The following is a 20619-nucleotide window of genomic DNA, read 5'->3' as shown; positions in this document are numbered from 1 at the left end:
ACATTATACGGAATGTAATAAAAGGAAAGATGAAAGTTTTTCCAAATAATCAATGTTGTTAATTACCCAATATTTTTTATTTCTAGGTAGAATATTTTATCTAGATTACGCATGAAATCAGTAAACTCACCATTCCAATCATCTGGTACATACCTCTCTAGTGGTGTATTTCCTGGGTATGGATAACATGCACTTAACTTTTTTGAATCAAAATCAATAAATGCAATTGGAAATATATTATAAACTTCCCACCAAGAAGATGATTCCTTTATTCTATTCTGTATTACTTCTAGTTTTTTATTATCGAGCATAAAAGGAAAAAGGTTCTCAATAAAATCTCTTTTGTTTTTATCATTAATAACTAGAATACCAAATCTATCATCTGCATTATCTTCAGAACAAGTTATATTTTTATCGATAAAATCTTTATTCCATTTATATCTATCCATTATCCATATTTCTCTATCAGCTTGATACCAATTAATTATATTTTTATATTTTATTGCTACAATAACATCATCATCTGATAGAAAATGATTATTCTCTTCTGACATATAAATACCTTAAATTATTTTTATTTTATTTGAACTAAAGTTACCTAATAATCTGGTGCACTATCGGTATAAACCGAGGTGTTTTGTACCATCTGGTTGCCAAATCATAGGTAATCGACACGATGAACACTTTTATTTTTAAAGAGTGAATTGGCAGCGAAATAGGGTGATCATCAATCACTTTTTTTACTGCGTCGTACCCCAAAAGCATCATAAGTAGCAACTTAGTGCAATATGGCACGCACGTGAATAATAAGGTTATTATGATAGTTAATTATATCTACTACACCATCATATTTTAGATAAGTAATACCCAAGATTTAATCCTTTAAAATCCCCACTTCTTATATAGAAGTTACGGTTTATTATTTTACTAATTATTTTAAGAAATAGTTTGTTATTTTTACCGCAATATTTTTTTAAATCTAAAACTTCAGCAGGGCACTTCCTTATGACATAATAAATATAATTCATATATATGATGTTGGATATAAAAAGATTACACTTTGATTGATTTTCATTAAGACAATCTATTAGTGCGGAAAATATCTTTTTTTTATCACTATGGTACTGATTAACAAATAAGTTAGGGTGGGAATAATCTATATATACATCATCATACGGAAGTTTATATTCACATTTAGTATCAAGTAAAAAATCTATCGTTGCCAATTGAAACTGTTTTATAGTGTCTAGTTTTTCTTTATTACTATCACGAGAAAACTTAGATGCTACTATATGGACTGTCTTTATTAATTCTTTAACATCAGTAAATTTATCACTTTCAATGTTGAATAATAAAGTCTCTTCTCTAACTATAAAATATTTTGAAAATCTATCCCCAATTCCTAGCTCATAGATTAAATAATTAAAAAAATCAGACTTACTCTCATCTTCATCTAATACACCAGTAGCACTTAAATTAGATTTGAGTTGATTCACAAAATAAGTTACAAATATGTTTTTATTTTCATAGTAAGCGTTACTGTTTATTAAAAAAATAGAAGGTATAATTCTTAAAAAGGAGAAGAAAATATCATGATTTTTATACCCTCCTTGATAAATTTCTTTTTTTGCCTTTTCAAAATCAAATAAATCGCACCACCATGAAAGATATAAAGAATCATCATCATTCCTTAATGATAATAATTTTTCATAATCATCATCCCAATTGGAATAAATAAAATCACATTCATCCATTGGCAATGTCCTTGGGTTAAATAGCATCTTTAGCTTATAATTATATATTTCACTTATTGCGACTGATAATTCATTTTTATTTGGCACTTTATTCTTCCTTCTTCTTTAATTCATCTTTTCTGACATAATTTTTAATTTTTGACATGAAATTTATATGAGAACTAATCATATTTTTATTATAATTTAAAATTAAAGATAATATTAGTATTAGTCTTCTAATCCTAGTAGATTATATTTTTCTGTCATGTCTACATCTTTAGTGTTAATCCAATCAATTTTTTTTGATAGCTCTAACGGGTTTTTAGAAAAATCTTCTATTACTAAGAATGCTTTTTCTGGGGAGATACAAGATCCTATAAAGATGAGATCAAGTTGGCCATCCAAATCAATTAACTGATTCATTTTGCTTTTATCTCCTAAAGAGTAGAACCCTGAGCTACCATGGCTATAAAGTAATGAAAAACTTCCTTGTGCTACATTATGAGAATAAAATAAAGTGGAAATAATTTTTCCATTCTCAGAGAAATAACGATTAGCCAGAGTTGTGTGAGATTTAGTCCAAATATATTTATTTTCTCGATAGGATAGAAAAAAAAGACTATATCTTTCTAGGTGAAAGTTTTTAGAAATTTTCCCATCTGGATAGCTAAACTCAAAGTAATTCACGTTGACTCTCCTTTTAGTTTAAAATACAAACGAATTAGAAATACTTTTATTAGTCCGTTATAGTTAATTAGATATTAATTTTTTAATATCAACTCCTACCCATGATAGTTCTTCAGGTGTTGAGTGCTTATTTTCTGGTTTTAAACAACGTGGAGGTAACAATTTTTACCCACATAATAATATTGAAATGTATATTTTTGAATTATAGTCAATGACTCTTTGCTTTCGTAGCCAGTAATATCATAAATATTAGTATCTATAGTATTTTCTCATACATAATTGATACGTGACTCATAAATCATTACGCCATCTTCATTACAATGCTAATATTTTTTTGAATGATTTTTTATTTGGCCACCTAGTCTAACTTTACTTAAGCCATAGCAGGTGTGCCATTAGCATAAATTGGCGTTTCTTGCACCATCTGGTCGCCAGAGAACAAAATGAATTATAAATGATTTTTAAAAGACTATAAAATAGGCTTATTATTAAAAGGTTTGGTTGTAATAATGAAAGAAAAGATCAATAAATATTATACGATGTGATTAAGCTATAGAATGTGAAAGTTAATTATCATATTTATAGCTTGATTTTATTAAACGAGAAGTGCAGAGTAATATAATTATTTCATTTTTGTCAATGTTGTAAAGTTATTGAGGACCATTCCATTCTAGCTTGTTTTTTAAGTGTTCTGGAACAATGCTAAATAATTTTTTTATATCGTCTTGATGAGAATAATAATTTGCACATTCATCATTGTTGGTTTTTTCTAAATAGAATCTAGCTTGATTGTTCAGGAAATATATATCATTAGAGGTCATTTCCTCATTAGCAATAAACATTACTACATTATGTAACAGCTCTGCTTCATAATAACATGATTTATCAAAAGCCTTTCTAAAATAATGACGTGTTTGCACGTTCCTTATATAGGAAAGTGCTCTCCACAACATATTAGAATATATCTCAATTTTTTTCATAGTTAAAACCTTAATTTATCTAATAATCCGATAGGATCTGGTGAAATATATTGCCCTGTATCCTTATCATAGTAGCGAAAGCGATTGTAATACAAGCCACTTTCTTTATCTTCATATTGTCCAACAAAACGAAAATGACATTCGGTATATTCAGGGTCATTATCGGCATAATCATCGTGAGATTGCCAAAACGCCATTTGTCCCCAGGTATTTAACCGTCCTGCCCAACTAACAATGCCTTTTTCGCTAAAAATTTCGCGTGGCGTGCCTTGATGGTCAGTGACGACATAATGCAGTTTTCCACGTTGATAACGGGCTGTTGGAGTAATTTCACCGGGTTGATAGAGCCACTGAATTTGCGAATCATAAGCGGGTGTACCATCGGCATAAATCGGGGTTTCTTGCACCATCTGGTCGCCAGACCAAAGGTAATCAACACGCTGAACGCGTTTATTTTTAAAGGGTGAATTGGGCGGTGAAATAGGGCGATTATCGACCACCTTACTTTTATTGAGTCGTCGCCCAAAAGCATCGTAAGTGTAACGCCAGCATTCCCCTTCAGGGTTAAAACAGGCAATAAGTTGATTAAGCGTATTCCATTGGTAATACCACGTTTTTGTTCGAAAACCGTGTTGATGAACCACTTTTTGGGTTAATCGACCATTAATATCATAGTGATAATCTTGATAACCTTTGGCAGTGATACGGCGAGTGACACGGCCTTTTTGTTGCTGTTATCCAATAATCCAGTTACGGTGTAATGGCTAAAATTAGAAAAATAGGTTTGGCTTTGGCATAAAATTCTTGTCTGTTTATCCGCTCATAATAGAGTCGCCATAAATGGTTCTAACGGTATTGAATTTCATGTTCTATAAAACGTACTTCACGAATGATTAAGTTTTATCATTAGTATTATAAGAATTTATTCATGTAGTAGTTTATCACTCAAAATTTTTGAGTAACATATGGACTTGGGTATAACCATACATGAAAAGTTAATTTTATTTTTGCATATAATTAGAGTAATCGAGTTCTTAGTTTTTTAGTGAGTTCTTTAATATATTCAATATCACCGAGATATAAGTAACCATCTCCATGGTCAGGTAGTGATAACGTATTGTTTATAATGCTATTTAAAATTAATAGTTTTGATTTATTCATTTGAGTCTCATATATAAGATCAATATCTTTTTCTTTGTCAAGATCACTTTTTTTGATAAATTCCTCTATGCTTTTAATTGCCTCTTTTTTGTTTTTATATTTTTTTTTAAATTCAATGTTGAAATCTAAATCTCCTATAATAGTAAATTCAATAGATACTATATTGTCATCAAGATATATTGCTCTCTCAACTAAAGGGGGGGCTTTTAACTCTCTATTATCTATTATTTCTTTCATTTTTCACTTTTCCTTTCTATGGAACTATTATTATTCCTGCTTTGGTACCATTTTTAAATAAAATATTATAATGAGGATTTAAATCATGTAGTTTATTACTCGATTCATGTACAACATCAGACAAGGGATTTCTTATATTATATAAATCACCTCGATAAGTACTAACTGGTTGTTTCCATACATCACCAAATACTGTTCCACGATATAATTCACCTGATTTAGCGGGGAATAAATCTATATGAGGGCGAAGCTCTGGCATGTTATCTAATAATTGTCTTGCTTCTTCGACATTTCTAACTGTAACATCCTTACCTTCTCTAAGATTGGAAATATTTTTCCGTTGTGCTGAATTAAGTTTGAGTAGCTTATCACAATCCTCACCCGCCAACCCAAACGGATCAACCCACCCTGTTGGACAATACACATACCCATACGGATTAAAGCCACCTAATAATCCGATAGGGTCAGGTGAAATATATTGCCCAGTGTCCTTATCATAGTAGCGAAAGCGATTGTAATACAAGCCACTTTCTTTATCTTCATATTGTCCGGCAAATCGAAAATGACATTCGGTATATTCAGGGTCATTATCGGCATAATCATCATGAGATTGCCAAAACGCCATTTGTCCCCACGTATTTAACCGTCCTGCCCAACTGACAATGCCTTTTTCGCTAAAAATTTCGCGTGGCGTACCTTGATGGTCAGTGACGACATAATGCAGTTTTCCACGTTGATAACGTGCCGTTGGGGTAATTTCGCCGGGCTGATAGAGCCACTGAATTTGTGAATCATAAGCAGGGGTGCCATCAGCATAAACTGGCGTTTCTTGCACCATCTGGTCGCCAGACCACAGGTAATCAACACGCTGAACGCGTTTATTTTTAAAGGGAGAATTGGGCGGTGTAATAGGGCGATTATCGACCACCTTACTTTTACTGAGTCGTCGCCCAAAGGCATCGTAAGTGTAACGCCAGCATTCACCTTCAGGATTAAAACAGGCGACAAGTTGGTTAAGCGTATTCCATTGGTAATACCATGTTTTTGCTAGAAAACCGTGTTGATGAACCACTTTTTGGGTTAATCGACCATTAATGTCGTAATGGTAATCTTGGTAGCCTTTAGCGGTGATACGGCGAGTGACGCGGCCTTTTTGTTGCTGTTGTGCCAGTTGTAAAAAAGCACCATGCGCATCAGACGGAATAAACTGATGCTCTGTGATGTTCAGGTTGTTATCGTACTGAAACTTTTCACTTTGACGTTCAAACTGGTTGCTGTATTGGGTTTCAATAATTTGGTCGTTGGCGTTATAGCGGTATTGTGTGCGGTTCCAACGTGCATCATCGATATTGACCAGATTAAAAGCTTTATCGTATTGATAACCTCGATGAACATCGGTCGAAATGGGTGGTTGGAGCGGATTATCGTGTAATGATTGTAAAAAGGATTCTGTACCTCGTCCTGCACGTTGATGCGCTAATAATCCAGTAGCGGTGTAATGGCTGGAGTTGGCAAAACCGGCTTGGCTTTGACGTAAAAACTCTTGCCCCAGTGCGTTGTAGCTAAACTGCAAGGGTGCATGTTGATTGACTTGCAGTGAAGTCAGTTCATGAAGTTGACCGAAAACATAATGAAGTTCACGCTCACCAAAGCGGGTTTGGGTGAGAATATCGTGCTCCTCATCCCATTGATGCGTAATCTCTTGTCCGTTTATCCGTTCACAACATAAATGCCCTTGGTTGTCATACTCAAATTCCACCACCGAATCAGGATTGGTGGCACGAATAAGTTGCAAACGTTCATTGTATTGATAAGTGGTTGTAGAAAGGCACTTATGCTCAATATCATCGACAAGCCAAATGCTTTGTTTGGTAACTAATCCTGTCTCATCATAATGATAACGGAGTTCATGATTTATTTTCTACATTTATTATATTACAATTATTATCTATTAGAATGGACATAAAAATATCATAATAACTATGATTAATTGGACTAATTCGTTCTAGGAATTTTTTTAATTTTTTATCATTTTTAATATAAATATTTATTTTATTTCCGTTGGCTGTGAGATCGCCTAATAGATCATTAAATCCATAGAAATCTTTTCCAATATATCCTTTTCTTCCCCAAAATGCTTCGCCAAGCATACAGAAAAAATCAAGAATGTTATTTACGTTATCTAAATTAATGTGAGGGTTTAATATTATGTTTTTATTTAATGGTAATGTTTGTTGCCAATATAGGCATGAAGTTAACCATGTTTTTTTTGATTTTTCACATTTATTATTTTTCCAATAAAATATTTCATTTCCATTTGCCCATTCTTTTAAAATATTAGAAATAGCTAATGGTGGTAAATCAGTTGTTTTTATCGTTAATGATAAATTTTGACCTTCATTTAACTTGATTTCATTATCTAATAAATTACTATCAAACTCATAAATACATGTGTTATTTATATAAAATGATATGTTAATTATGTCATTTGTTTTTATTTTGATACTGTCGGAAATCTTTATTTCATCTGATTTAATTAGAAGAAAAAACATATTCTCATTATCAATATGGTTTAAGTCTAAGATATCAAGATTATATGCTGAGATAATTTTCATCCCATTAATACATATATAGTATTTTGTATGCTCCACTATGCTCGCCTTAAGTTAAATATTATTTGGTTGGCTTATGTCCTGGATATTTACCACCATCGGGATACCATGGGCTCGGAAATTTATAGACTTTTTCATAATCATGATTCAATACATATCCATATACTTTTTGACCATTTGGTAATGTCTGCTCAAGAATACGATGGTGAGGATCGACACCTTTTCCAGTATGAACAACTTGCCACTCTTTTGCACCAATCCAGAATTTATTGGTTTTTCCTTTCCTATCTTCTAAGGTTTTTTGAATACCTGTATTAGCATGTACTCTTGGTGTACCTTCGCCAGTAATAATTTTTTCATATTCTTGCCTAATACTTTTAGGTACTGGATTGAATGATGACAACTTAAGAAGCTTATCACAATCCTCACCCGCCAACCCAAACGGATCAACCCACCCAATAGGACAATGCACATACCCATACGGATTAAAGCCACCTAATAATCCGATAGGGTCAGGTGAAATATATTGCCCAGTGTCCTTATCATAGTAGCGAAAGCGATTGTAATACAAGCCACTTTCTTTATCTTCATATTGTCCGGCAAATCGAAAATGACATTCAGTGTATTCTGGGTCGTTATCGGCATAATCATCATGAGATTGCCAAAATGCCATTTGTCCCCAGGTATTTAACCGACCTGCCCAGCTGACAATGCCTTTTTCGCTAAAGATTTCGCGTGGTGTGCCTTGATGGTCAGTGACGACATAATGCAGTTTTCCACGTTGATAACGTGCCGTTGGGGTAATTTCGCCGGGTTGATAGAGCCACTGAATTTGCGAATCATAAGCCGGTGTACCATCAGCATAAATCGGGGTTTCTTGCACCATCTGGTCGCCAGACCACAGGTAATCGACACGCTGAATGCGTTTATTTTTAAAGGAAGGATCTAAAAATGAAGAAAGAGGATATTAGTGTATTTATTTTTATTTAGTTATTGAATTATGAATATTGTAGATAGAATATTAACACTCCCTTTTTTATTATAATACTTTTTGGTTTTTATTGTATATCTTGATTAATTATTATAAAGGCATTGTTAATACAATGCCTATTTTATAAATAAAAAATAAATTATTTATCTGAGAGCCAATCATTTTTAAATGAAATACTTTTCCATGATGCTGTTCTTTTTCTCTTTAGCCACTTTTCTAATTTTTCCCCATCTGGTTTCCCTGTTTTAGTATATTTCATTGGGATTAATAGTAATAAATTAACCTCTTCATTTTCAGGAATAGATATTTCTTTTTCTTGATGATCGAAAGAATAATCAACGGTAACGAGTGCATCGATTTCATCAGGCCAATGAAGGTGTTTCCATTGCTCATCATTTTTATCTAAAATAAAACCTTCTTTAATGACTTCACTTTTTTTATAATATTCAGAGAGTGAGGAAAGTAATTTCATTGGGAAATTATCTTTGTAATCACTTTGGAATATTGCCCGATTAATTGGCCAATTATAAGGCAAGCAGATTAAAAATTCAGTGTGAGGTAATCTTTTAAAATTGCCGAAGGTAAAAAATAATTTATGGTAATTACCATTTCCTACCCATGATGTCATTAACCTAATATTATCAGAACAATATTCATCAGTTAGAATAGGGCCAACATTTTTATAAATATGGGAGAGAATACCATCACCTTCAATGACGCCAGCTTGCATTTCTTCGAATGCTTTTCGTCCTCCCATTGATTGTAAATATTGAGCAACATCGGTATGCCCATAGGATATAGCGAGATCTAAAGCGGTACGATTGAAATTCATCTGTAGGCGGTTAATATCTGCGCCAGATTTGATAAGTAATTTGACAATGTCTAAATGACCACCACAGGATGCCTCAATTAATGGTGTTGTGATCCCTCGAGGATCTCCATCAACCCATGCTTTATTATTAAGCAAAAGAGTTAATATATTTATATATCCTTCAAATGCGACCTCAACAAGAGGTGTTAGATAGCTACTATCTATCACATTGGTATTGAAACCTTTATTTATTATGAAGTCACATAATAAATATTTACCTTCTTCTGAAAATCTATGTAATAGTGATTTATCAAATTTAATCTCAGATAAGTTTAAATCTTTTAGATATTCTGATAGTTTTTCTACATTTTCGTCTTTTATTATTTTATATATATCTATGTTATTTTCTTTCATAAAACTTACCTTTTATCATTTCTTTCCCTAAATCATTTAAAGCTTCCTCTACAGCATCTTTTCCTTGAGGTGCCGCAGTTATTATTTTTTCGTGAACATGTTGTGCCGCTTTTATTGTATGAGCACCACCACCATTTCTAGCCCAAGTGAAATTTCTTAAATCTGTATTTAGATCAATGCCATAGTATTTAAGAACATCTTGTGCTTGAAGTATATAATTTCGATTTTTTTTAGACCAATTTGAAGGTGCATTCTCTCTAACTTTATGGTGTCTATGTGGGTTTTTCATTCCGTCAGGTGCGGGCCCTAGTTTTTCTAGATCTTCTTTAGATAAACGGCATTTTTCCCAACCCCAAGGATCAACCCACACTAATCCATTGGGGGCATATTGATACAGATTTAACCCACCAGCTAACCCAATCGGGTCATGCTGGGTAAATCGACCAATATCAGGATCATAATAGCGAAAGGTATTATAGTGTAAACCTGTTTCCCTATCGAGATATTGCCCCTGAAAACGTAAGTTTTGATCACGATTTTGAGGATAATAATGAAACTCTCCTAATTCAATTTCTGTTTTACCCCAAGAGGTGAAGCGAGCTTGCCATTGAATATCACCGTTACCATCAACTAACGCATCAGGTGAACCATTAGGCTGGCAATGAAAATAAAAAACAGTTTGTTTATTTTTTAATGTATCAACGCGCGCTAAGGGAGAGTAACTGCCCACATCTTCATAGATATAGAGCATGTCAATGCCGTGTCGATATTCGCTTAATAATCGCAAGCCTTCCCATAAAAAGGTAGTCGTACCACAAGTGTGTGCTTTTAAAGGTAAGCGCTGTTGTGCCTGTGGTAGTTGTAGTGCAGGAAGATATTCGACAGTTTTATGTAAACGACGCCCTAATGGGTCGTAATCAAATTGGACAAAACACCGTTTTTCTTCTGGATTAACAGGATGATGAAGTACGGTTTTTAAACGGTGCTCAGCATTATAGGAATAAGTCCAAGAGCCAGTATCAGTGCGTTTCTCAATCGTCCTACCATAAATATCATATTGATAATAAATTCCTTGATATTCAGTAAGACGATTATGTTGGCAGGGGGTGGTTGCCCTTTCTTGTAATAAGTTTGCCGCAGCATCGTAATAATAAGTTTCAGGCGAATAACGATCACTTTGACGCAGTGTTAAGTTATCGGTCGCATCATATTGATAATGCTTCCAACCATAGGGTACTGTTTCTTCTTGTGTGGTGATTAAATTATGGCGTAAGTCATAATCCCAACGGGTTTCATTGATAGGGCGTATATATTGCCCCTGATGATATTGAGCTTGTCGAGTTAAACGGCCTAGGCGATCATAACTACGCCAATTGACCCTTTTTCCTTGAGTTCGACTAATTTCTCGATGCAAATTATCACGAGTAAATTCAGTAATGACCGTATCGTCAAGATTGATTTGTAGCGCATGCCCACTGCCATAATAAAGTGTTTTTAGTGCTTTTCCGTCAGGTAATATCGTGGATGTTTTATTACCTAATACATCATAGGTATAGTGAATTTTGCCGCTTAAAGTGTGTTCTTTAGTGAGTTGCCCTAATTTGTCGTACTCGAAATGGGCAAATTGTGAATAGGGTGATTTGCCTTGTGATGTAAAGCGAGCATGAGTCAGTTGCCCACTGAGAGTATATTGAAAATGGGTAATTCCATCAGGTGTTTGTTTTGCAATAAGTTGGCTTAATGCATTATAACGAGCAGAATGAGCAAAGGCTTGGGGGGTATTAGCTGCGAATATTTGTTGGATCACACGATCACACACATCATATTGGTACTCGGTTGCAACACCATCTAGGCCTATTTCAGAAAGTAGGCGGTTATTTTCACCCCAGATAAAGTGATAAGGCTCATTATTTTCATTGTATAACGAGAGTAATCGACCGCGTTCATCATAGTGACGTACGATGGAACCTTGTTTAGGATTAATGGACTTATAAAGTAATCCGTAATCATTCCATTGATAACGAGAGATAGAGCCATCAGCTTCTTTAAATTGATAAAGTCGTCCACAATTATCCCAATAAAATTGATGGCACCAACCTTCAGCGCGTGTAATTAACTGTGGGCGACCAGCAATATCATATTCGATATAAGAAGATCCGTGTTCAGCATCTTCAGTTTCAATAAGTTGGTAGCGAGAGTTATAGCGATAATGGGTGATTTTATTGGAGCAATCTTGGTAACGTGTCATTTGACCACGCACATTATAGCTTATATGAACCTTTCCATTGTTAGCATCAATTTGAGTTATAACTTGACCAAAAATATCTCGTTCAAATGTGGTTGTTTGGTTTAACGCATCAGTTTCAGCAATTATCCCATGATGAATATCGTAATGAAATGAAGTTTTACTACTATCAGGTAAAGTGATACTACTAATTAAGTCTCGAGTAGATAACCAAGATGTCAGTGTCGTCTTACCATGGGGATCTGTTTCTTCTGTTAAACACCCATTTTCATCATAGTGGTATTGCCATTGTTCATTTAATGGTGAAATGGTTTTGCTGAGTAACCCAAGCTCGTTCCATTTATATTGCCATGTATTATTTGCTTCATCGATATACTCTGTGACTAAAAATTGCTCATTCCAAATATGGGTATGTGATAGACCATTAATATGAGTGACTTTCGTGGTTTTGCTATCGATTTGATAATCAATAACACAGTGTTCACCTGCGTTTGTTTTATAGTCAACAACACGCCAATCATCAAATTTTTCCCATTGATAATCACAAACTAACCCTTGTGGTTTTGCATGTTGTATTAATAAATTGTGGTTGTTGTAGCGATATTCTCTGGTGATAATATTGCTAGCATCAATAACTTTGGTGAGTTGACCTTGTTTATTGTAATGGTACGTTGCTAAGCAAATATTTTCACTTTTATTATTTTGTTCATAAATATGGGTAATACGCTGAGAATGTAAAGGATCTTGGTATTGAAAAATAATCTGAAGCGATTCTGCTGTATCTGTGATTGAACTTAGCTTTTGTTGTTCATCATAGTGAAATAATAATCCATTACCGTATTCATCACTAATGGATAATAAAGAAAGTGTTGTACTATTTTCAGTTAAAGGACCAAATAAGCGCCAACAAGAGCCATCACTATCACCAAGAGTAAGATAGCCTTTTTCATTAGCTGCAATAATAAGACCTTCAGAAGGACTGAAATATTGAATTTCAGGCTCAATGGATGAAAAACGCAGCTCTCGTCCACCCATATCATGGTAACAATAGCCTTTATTTTCTCGTATAACACAGGTCTCAAACGTGGTACTCCAACCTTGTCCAAATAACCCATTATTTTTATTACGGCTATTATAAATTCTTTGCCAAATAAACGGATATCTCGATGGAAGAGTAAAGTCGAGTTCATCTTCATATAAAATCTTCGCCCCCGTTGCCGCATGAACAGGATTGAATACCGCACTGACAGCATTAGTTAACCTATCAATTCCCATCCCTATGCCTGACATCGCTAGCATACAAGGCATATTTTTGAAGATAGTCTTAGGTTTCCCTCTCAGCATTGAAGCTGCCATATACATCAATTCTAAACCGGGTAGTTTGCCACTTTTTATGGGACGAACAACAACATTCCCTCCTCCAATGGCGACATTAGTTGAAACAATTTCTGAAACTTTTGCTTCACACGTTGATCTGTCATTAGCACGTACTGCAGGTAGGTCGTTGATCGAGACTTTATCCGAACCTTCTGCCATATATTGTATTGGCGGATGTTTATCACAAAGGATACGGTCATTATCAGCTTCAGTAGTGGCACCTTTCGGGATATCAACGGTGGGTTGAATAAGTTCAGAAACGAAGGTTTTGCCTGTATTAAGCACCATACTGGCATAATCTAAAAAAGAATCATTTTTTTTTGCTGGAGGAATATTAGCCGTTTCTGTTTCTGTGAGTAAACGACCTGCAGCACGAGCGGCTCGTTTGTCGTTGATAAGAACATTATTTGAGCCTGTGGCAATTTTTCCTGCGGGTGAAGGCGGGAAAATTGCATTAGCAAAATTAGTACAGCCTTGGGAAATAGAATCTCCTAATTTACTTGCACTAATGATAGCTCCTGCAATAAAACCAGAAGCGATACAACTCCCACCAACAGCGGTCGCTACTGCGGCAGCTGATGCACTAACAAGCCCTAGCGCAGGGGCAGCAACTACAGCAATTGCGGCAACAGCAGCACCTGCGGCCGCATAAACAACACCTTCAGCAACAATAGAAACAATATCAGCCCACACACTAGTATGAATAATTTCATCATGCTCTCTGGCAGCGTTAGGAAGAGTCATAAAAGCATCCTTTCTTTTTTTATTTAATAATTAATCCGTTAGTACTATTGAATTTTTGAGTTTTACCCAATATTGTTCATCCTCATCATTAAAAGGTTGAGGAGATGTATAACTAAATAAAAGAATGCGATTATTATTTACTAATAAAATGGCAAGTTGACGTTGATAAAATTTACTACCACTACGTAAGAAAGAAATATTAGTTTCTAATGCCTCAATATAATTAGTTTCGTTAAGAGTAATAATATTAAAAGGAGATATTGTTATATTGGTGGCAACTTGTTTTAGTTGTTCACATTGTATTTTTAATTCTTCTTTAAATGTTTTTCCTTTAGATAATTCACTTCTTGCTACAATTAATGAACATTGTGAATGAGGTTCACGGAAAACATTCATACTAGAGTCTTTCCAAGTAGCGGAAGGTATAAGAAATTGTGCTTCATTGATTGTGTACATAGTGATTATTTCCCTTCACTTGAAAAAATATTGTCAATAGCGGTTTGTAAACTGGATTTATCACCAATACCATTAACAGAGACACAAGGTGATGGTGTACTTGGATTTAACCCTAAGACCCCTCCAACCGTGTTAATTTCCCCTCCATTATCAACGGTGATATTGAATGATTTTCCTTTTAAATTAATGGCACCAGAGGCGCTGAGTTCTAATACACTTTCTCCACATTCCAAACGAATGCATTCCCCAGAACCAATAAAATATTGCCCTACTGCTTGATCGGTACGGTATCCTCCGGTTAAAAGAGAGGAGTTGCCTTTTATGGCAATGTCTTGTTTTATAACAACTTTTGTGTTTTCAACGCCTTCAATAGTGTTACTTTCATTACCACCAACATTCTTGGTTTTATTTTGAAAAACAGTGAGAGATTGGTCATTTAAAACAGTGGTATTCATATCCTTCTGCGCATGAATAAAAATCTCCTGCTTACCACCCGCATCTTCAAAGCGCAGTTCGTTAAAACCATCCCCTTTATGGGTCTTGGTTTTGATTGTTGTACGGGTCATATTTTCAGGGAATTTCAGCGGAGGTGCGTTGCGACCGTTATAGGTGCCCCCTGTAATAATCGGTCTATCAATATCGCCATTAAGATAAGAGACAATCACCTCTTGCCCGATACGTGGTACAGCAGAGAAACCATAGCCATTGCCATTCCAACCCATTGCTACACGTACCCAGCACGAGGCACTGTGATCGGGCTTGCCATAGCGATCCCAATGAAAATAAACTTTTACGGCACCCACTTCGTTGACGTAAATTTCCTCACCCGGAGGACCTACCACCGTGGCAACTTCATCACCATCAGCCGTCGGTTTGTAATGATGTGGCGGTCGCCATTCTTGCGTACCAGGAATAAATTCGACGCTATTAGAAAGCTGTGTTCCTTCGCCTCCGCTATTATCTGCCAAGGGTTGCACGCCATGATGTGAAACTTGAATAACTTGCCAGTTATCATTCATCATTAAACTAGGGTGATTGCTCAGCGAGAAAATCTTGCCCGGCATTAAGGCAAAACAGTTGGTGCTAGCGCGTCCAACACGACTGCCGTTGCGCAGTTGTTCAAAACGAATGGCAGTGAAAGGGGCAGCTTGTGCATCTTCTTGAAAGCGTCCATAGCTTTCGAACACGCTATGTTGACCACCTTTTTCTAATTTGGCTTGATGCGCTAATGGGTAAGAAGGGCGGATAAAGTTATTGTCTTTTTGAATGGTTTCATCCACACAGAGATATTCGCCGTATTGCCATGTGGTCGCTGTGCTATCCGTAATATCGCTTTCAGCTTGCGGGTTATAGGTCAGGTGAATACCTGCTGTCATTCCCATATGTTCATCGCTATAAAACAGTTGGTTCTCTTCAAACCAAAAGTTAATCCCTTCTTCAAAGGCTAAACGGCACCAAAACGCATAGGCAGATTCCCGTTTTTGCGTGGTATAGGGGCGTTTTTGGTGTAAATCATCACGGTAAAATTTGCTGTCGGCTTTGATATGGGCTTCTTCTAACAGCGTTTTTAAAATCTCAGGCACTTTTTTATGCTGGAAAATACGGCTGTCTTGATTAAGCGTCATCACCCACATTTCAGGGCGAATATCGAAGTGATACCACGTTTTTACACCGTCGGTATTGCCTTGTACGGCACCGGCTAAGATCCCGCGTACAGTACGGATTTCTTTGCCATTACGCTTAACAGTTAATGAGGACGCCACACCCAATAGCGATTGAAAATCGATAAAAGGTAAAGTGGTGACTGCGCTAATTGACAGTGAAAATAAACGTGATAACCCTTCGTTTAAATTAAATTCAGTGACTTGAAAAGTGCTTTCCGGTAAGCCTGCAATTTGGCAAGTGAAGACTAAACCAGAAGGTGATGCCGCACCTAATAGCGAATCTAACAGTTGTGCATAGGCTTTATTTTTAGCCAACCCTTCAGAGAAGGTAAGTCCCGGTACATCGTCGTTATTTATTCCACCGGCAAAACCGCCACCGGGAATAAGCGATGAGGCTTGAGAGGCCATTGACGAGGCTTGAGAAAGTCCTTGTTGTGCCGTTTGAGCTGTAGCGAGGGCTTGCTGAGTAGAGGCCGAAAGTGTCGATGTTGCTTTAGCAATCGCTAGATCCTGCGCTTTATCGAGCGCCTTCTTTTTTAATCCACCAAGCTGAGAGGTGAGATTATTTTTTTTATCTTTCGCAAACATCATTCGCTCCAATATCCACTGAGCAAGCTACCGCTTGTTTTATCCATTAAGAAAATACAAAGAAACACCCACACACCTTGGTGTGCAGGTGAAAAGAAGGATTAACCTTCGAGAGGGGCGCGCCAGTCGTCAGAGCCAGACGTGCCTGCAACCGTGTGTTCCCAATCAATTTTGCGGTAAGACAGGGAGACTTCGATCAGTTGTGTGAAGTCTGATTTGGCCGGATCTTGGCAGTGTGGCATTTGGCAATCGATGTTGACGATAGTCGCATCGGTTAATGTGGTGGTGAAGAAATGCTCTTGTTTCCCTTCAACCGAAGTGCGATACCATTTTAAGGTCGTTTTTGGCAGCATTTCGCCTGAGGCTAATGCGTTATACAGCAGGGGAACGGCTTTATTTAACGCCACAGTGAAACGGAATGGTTTATGGGCACGTTGACCTGAAGGCTGACCCGATTGTGGATCTGTCGGTACAGTGACTACGTGAGAGAATGCTTGCACTAGCATTTCATCTTCGTGGCCTTGAACATAAATATTACCGACGGATTCCGCGGTAAATGCACCCGCAGTGATGTTACCTTGAGTTTTCCCTTCGATAGAGATATAGCATGGAGTTGGCATGGCAAGTCCTTAATTTACAGTGAATAATCGTTTCTCAACAAAATCATTTTGTTGAATTCCTTTCGATAAAAATCAGCCAGTGCGCACTGCGATTTGATAAGAGTAGCTTAAGTAATTTTGAAGGGAAGTAAAGAAAGGGGAGGAGAGAAAGGGTGTTGTATCCTCGTAGGATAAGTGACTTAGCGTAAAATAATTGTTCACACGATATTTACTGCTTTCGTTTCTTATAATAAGTGTATTTACTTATACAATTACCTTTCGTAAATGTCCGAAATCTCGCTAAAGCCAGTCTGTTCTAATGTACATGGATTTTTAATATGTAACAAAATGTGTATTTTGTTTCAAATTGTAACAGCGTTGATTTTAAAGGAGAAAAATAGACTTATTTTGTAAGATTGGTCTAAAAAAGATTTATTTTGCTATTGGTTTAAAAATGAACACTTAAAATTTAGTTATATAAAGAGATAAATATAATCTTAAGTAGGGTCATTTTAACTATCTCCTTATTTTCTTCCGAATCACCATCAAATAGCCAGTCTATTATTATGTTTCTTATCATTATTTCCTTTTTATGTACTCAATTTATTGTTTTAGTAACACTAGTAATTTTGTGGATTATTTGTTAATCAATTTATTTTATCCAGCTTGTTTATTTGTAAGTTGAATATGTAATCAACCTATATTTAACAAATGGTTTGTAGGTCTTTAATAGTGAAAAATTTCATGTTTTGATGAAAAAACCAAAAAAACAACTAGTTTTATATGCTTTCATTTTACTTAATGCGATTAAATAATCGATAAAAAACAAAATGATAATTAATTCCCTTCTTTGTATAAGTAAATTAAATAGTACGGATTTTTAAGAAAAAAATAGACGAAAAGATTTACAAATACTTTACTAATAGTTTACAAATGAAATAAGATATCGTTATTGTTTTAATGCTAATAATTCATTGAGTAAAAGGAACGTGTAAAATGGCGATATCTAGAAGAAAATTTATCATTGGTGGAACAGTAGTGGCTGTCGCTGCTGGTGCGGGTATTTTGACACCAATGTTAACTCGCGAAGGGCGCTTTGTTCCGGGTACGCCAAGACATGGCTTTGTTGAAGGTACTGAAGGTGCTTTACCAAAACAAGCTGATGTTGTTGTTATTGGTGCGGGTATTCTTGGTATTATGACAGCGATTAACCTTGTAGAACGTGGTTTATCTGTTGTGATTGTTGAGAAAGGTAACATCGCTGGTGAGCAATCTTCAAGATTCTATGGTCAGGCGATTAGCTATAAAATGCCTGATGAAACGTTCTTATTACACCATTTGGGCAAACATCGCTGGCGTGAAATGAACGCAAAAGTAGGCGTTGACACTACTTATCGTACACAAGGTCGCGTTGAAGTTCCTCTTGATGAAGAAGATTTAGTTAACGTAAGAAAATGGATTGATGAAAGAAGTAAGAATGTTGGCTCAGATATTCCATTTAGAACCAAAATTATTGAAGGTGCTGAATTAAATCAACGTCTTCGTGGCGCGACAACTGATTGGAAAATTGCTGGCTTTGAAGAAGATTCAGGTAGCTTCGATCCAGAAGTTGCAACCTTCGTTATGGCTGAATACGCTAAAAAAATGGGCGTTCGAATTTACACTCAATGTGCGGCTCGTGGCTTAGAAACACAAGCGGGTGTGATTTCTGATGTTGTAACAGAGAAAGGTGCAATTAAAACTTCTCAAGTTGTTGTTGCTGGTGGTGTTTGGTCACGCCTATTTATGCAAAATCTCAATGTTGATGTACCAACACTGCCTGCATATCAATCTCAACAGTTAATCAGTGGCTCACCAACAGCTCCGGGTGGTAACGTCGCTTTACCAGGAGGCATTTTCTTCCGTGAACAAGCTGATGGTACTTATGCAACCTCTCCTCGTGTTATTGTGGCGCCAGTAGTGAAAGAATCCTTCACTTACGGTTATAAATATCTGCCATTATTAGCTCTACCTGATTTCCCTGTGCATATTTCTTTAAATGAACAATTAATCAATTCATTTATGCAATCAACACATTGGAACTTAGATGAAGTTTCTCCGTTTGAACAGTTTAGAAATATGACTGCACTGCCAGATTTACCTGAGTTAAATGCTTCATTAGAAAAATTAAAAGCAGAATTCCCTGCCTTTAAAGAATCAAAATTAATTGATCAATGGAGTGGTGCAATGGCTATCGCACCAGATGAGAATCCAATTATTTCAGAAGTTAAAGAGTACCCAGGTTTAGTGATTAATACAGCAACAGGTTGGGGTATGACAGAAAGCCCAGTATCAGCAGAATTAACAGCTGATTTATTACTTGGTAAAAAACCTGTTTTAGATCCAAAACCATTTAGCCTTTATAGATTCTAATTAGGCTAAAATGCAAAAACCCTCTTAATAGAGGGTTTTTTATGTCCAAAAACTGAGTGTATTTTAATTCACAAAGGTTTTTTTAACACGAACAGAGATTTTAAAATAAGATATCCAGATAACAGCATGGAAGACACTTCTAATAATATCAAAAATATATTCAGACTCTACAGGAAGCTCGAATACTTTGTACATTAATAAAATCATGAATCCTTGTGATGCAATATTCGCTATCAGAAGGCTAATGTAAAGTGTGGGTGTTTTTTTACGTTTTTGAAAGAAAAAGATTGTGGTGATCGCAATAAGTACGAATAAGGCTAAATCTAAAGTAAATCCTAAGCCGATAAAATAGCGTCCCATGGTTGTGGTATAACTATAAATAGGAAAAACTTCAGTAAGTGTTTGATAGAGATTAAATAATCCTGTAATAAGCATAAACAATAAACTTAATGCAGGCAGAAAAAGCCACCCACCAATCTTTTTAAATGACTCTTTTTCACATTCGTCACAATACTCAGTATATTGTGGTATCTCTTTTTCACCACATTTAATGCAAGTCCATTTTTTCATGTTTATTTCCTATTTATTCTTAAATGTTAATAAATTCTAATCTATTTCAATTCAAAAACAATATATAAATGATTTTATAATGAATTAATTTGAAATTGCAAATAATACAGTAAATTTAACCACATAAAGGTAAATTTATTTCATTTTATATCTTTAAATATAGTCAAATTTATTTAACTAACTGGTGAAATAAATAACTTTTAATTAAAGTAATTAATGTTTAATGAAATTTAATCCCAGAGTAATAGTATTGAGCTAATGCTTTGTTTATATACCATTTTTTCTTTTTTAGCTAAAATAATGGAAATAGGATAATTAATGATTGGTTTTATTTTGTT

At 35.3% G+C, this 20619-nt stretch carries 15 protein-coding genes and 1 pseudogene; 1 reads left to right on the top strand and 15 read right to left on the bottom strand.

Annotated features, from left to right (window positions below; all coding sequences use genetic code 11):
- Window positions 1–62: 62 nt before the first annotated feature.
- The 14 genes and pseudogenes from D7029_RS14350 to D7029_RS14285 form a co-directional block, all read right to left on the bottom strand.
- Window positions 63–554, bottom strand: coding sequence for a hypothetical protein (locus D7029_RS14350; RefSeq protein ID WP_228766695.1), 492 nt, complete (start codon window positions 552–554; stop codon window positions 63–65).
- A gap of 291 nt (window positions 555–845) precedes the next feature.
- Complete coding sequence (locus tag D7029_RS14345; protein ID WP_194951026.1) at window positions 846–1841, bottom strand: hypothetical protein; 996 nt, start codon at window positions 1839–1841, stop codon at window positions 846–848.
- Between the two features lie 120 nt (window positions 1842–1961).
- Window positions 1962–2420 (bottom strand): hypothetical protein, encoded by a 459-nt coding sequence (locus tag D7029_RS14340; protein ID WP_194951025.1) that lies wholly within the window; start codon window positions 2418–2420, stop codon window positions 1962–1964.
- Window positions 2421–3070: 650 nt separating this feature from the next.
- Window positions 3071–3400, bottom strand: a complete 330-nt coding sequence (locus D7029_RS14335; RefSeq protein ID WP_194951024.1) for a hypothetical protein — start codon at window positions 3398–3400, stop codon at window positions 3071–3073.
- Window positions 3401–3402: 2 nt separating this feature from the next.
- Window positions 3403–4044: an RHS repeat domain-containing protein gene (locus D7029_RS14330; RefSeq protein ID WP_228766694.1), complete on the bottom strand. Its 642-nt coding sequence runs from the start codon at window positions 4042–4044 to the stop codon at window positions 3403–3405.
- 373 nt (window positions 4045–4417) lie between these two features.
- Window positions 4418–4798 (bottom strand): hypothetical protein, encoded by a 381-nt coding sequence (locus D7029_RS14325; protein WP_194951023.1) that lies wholly within the window; start codon window positions 4796–4798, stop codon window positions 4418–4420.
- Window positions 4799–4814: 16 nt separating this feature from the next.
- Entirely contained in the window at window positions 4815–6593 is a 1779-nt protein-coding gene (locus D7029_RS14320; RefSeq protein ID WP_228766693.1) for an RHS repeat-associated core domain-containing protein, read from the bottom strand.
- Window positions 6594–6705: 112 nt separating this feature from the next.
- Window positions 6706–7449 carry a hypothetical protein gene (locus tag D7029_RS14315; RefSeq protein WP_194951022.1) on the bottom strand — a complete coding sequence of 248 codons (744 nt, stop codon included), beginning with the start codon at window positions 7447–7449 and terminating at the stop codon, window positions 6706–6708.
- A gap of 391 nt (window positions 7450–7840) precedes the next feature.
- Window positions 7841–8317, bottom strand: a pseudogene (locus tag D7029_RS14310) (RHS repeat-associated core domain-containing protein); the annotation flags it as partial.
- Between the two features lie 223 nt (window positions 8318–8540).
- Window positions 8541–9626, bottom strand: coding sequence for an ankyrin repeat domain-containing protein (locus D7029_RS14305; RefSeq protein ID WP_194951021.1), 1086 nt, complete (start codon window positions 9624–9626; stop codon window positions 8541–8543).
- Complete coding sequence (locus D7029_RS14300) at window positions 9613–13992, bottom strand: RHS repeat-associated core domain-containing protein (protein ID WP_194951020.1); 4380 nt, start codon at window positions 13990–13992, stop codon at window positions 9613–9615. The genes D7029_RS14305 and D7029_RS14300 overlap by 14 nt, the downstream gene beginning before the upstream one ends.
- 30 nt (window positions 13993–14022) lie before the next feature.
- On the bottom strand, window positions 14023–14448 hold the full coding sequence (locus tag D7029_RS14295; RefSeq protein WP_194951019.1) for a DcrB-related protein: 426 nt from the start codon (window positions 14446–14448) through the stop codon (window positions 14023–14025).
- Between the two features lie 5 nt (window positions 14449–14453).
- Entirely contained in the window at window positions 14454–16700 is a 2247-nt protein-coding gene (locus D7029_RS14290; RefSeq protein WP_194952679.1) for a type VI secretion system Vgr family protein, read from the bottom strand.
- Between the two features lie 101 nt (window positions 16701–16801).
- Window positions 16802–17320, bottom strand: coding sequence for an Hcp family type VI secretion system effector (locus tag D7029_RS14285; protein WP_036939804.1), 519 nt, complete (start codon window positions 17318–17320; stop codon window positions 16802–16804).
- A gap of 975 nt (window positions 17321–18295) precedes the next feature.
- Between D7029_RS14285 and D7029_RS14280 the strand changes: the two genes are divergently transcribed.
- Window positions 18296–19711: an NAD(P)/FAD-dependent oxidoreductase gene (locus D7029_RS14280; RefSeq protein ID WP_088494837.1), complete on the top strand. Its 1416-nt coding sequence runs from the start codon at window positions 18296–18298 to the stop codon at window positions 19709–19711.
- 63 nt (window positions 19712–19774) lie between these two features.
- Here the strand turns inward: D7029_RS14280 and D7029_RS14275 are convergent, their stop codons facing one another.
- Window positions 19775–20281 (bottom strand): DUF2569 domain-containing protein, encoded by a 507-nt coding sequence (locus D7029_RS14275; protein ID WP_194951018.1) that lies wholly within the window; start codon window positions 20279–20281, stop codon window positions 19775–19777.
- Window positions 20282–20619: the final 338 nt, after the last annotated feature.

The sequence above is a fragment of the Proteus vulgaris genome (assembly GCF_016647575.1).
In the GTDB taxonomy this organism is placed as follows: domain Bacteria; phylum Pseudomonadota; class Gammaproteobacteria; order Enterobacterales; family Enterobacteriaceae; genus Proteus; species Proteus mirabilis_B.
The sequence above is the reverse complement of the archived record's forward strand: the minus strand, read 5'-3'. Positions and strand labels throughout refer to the sequence as shown.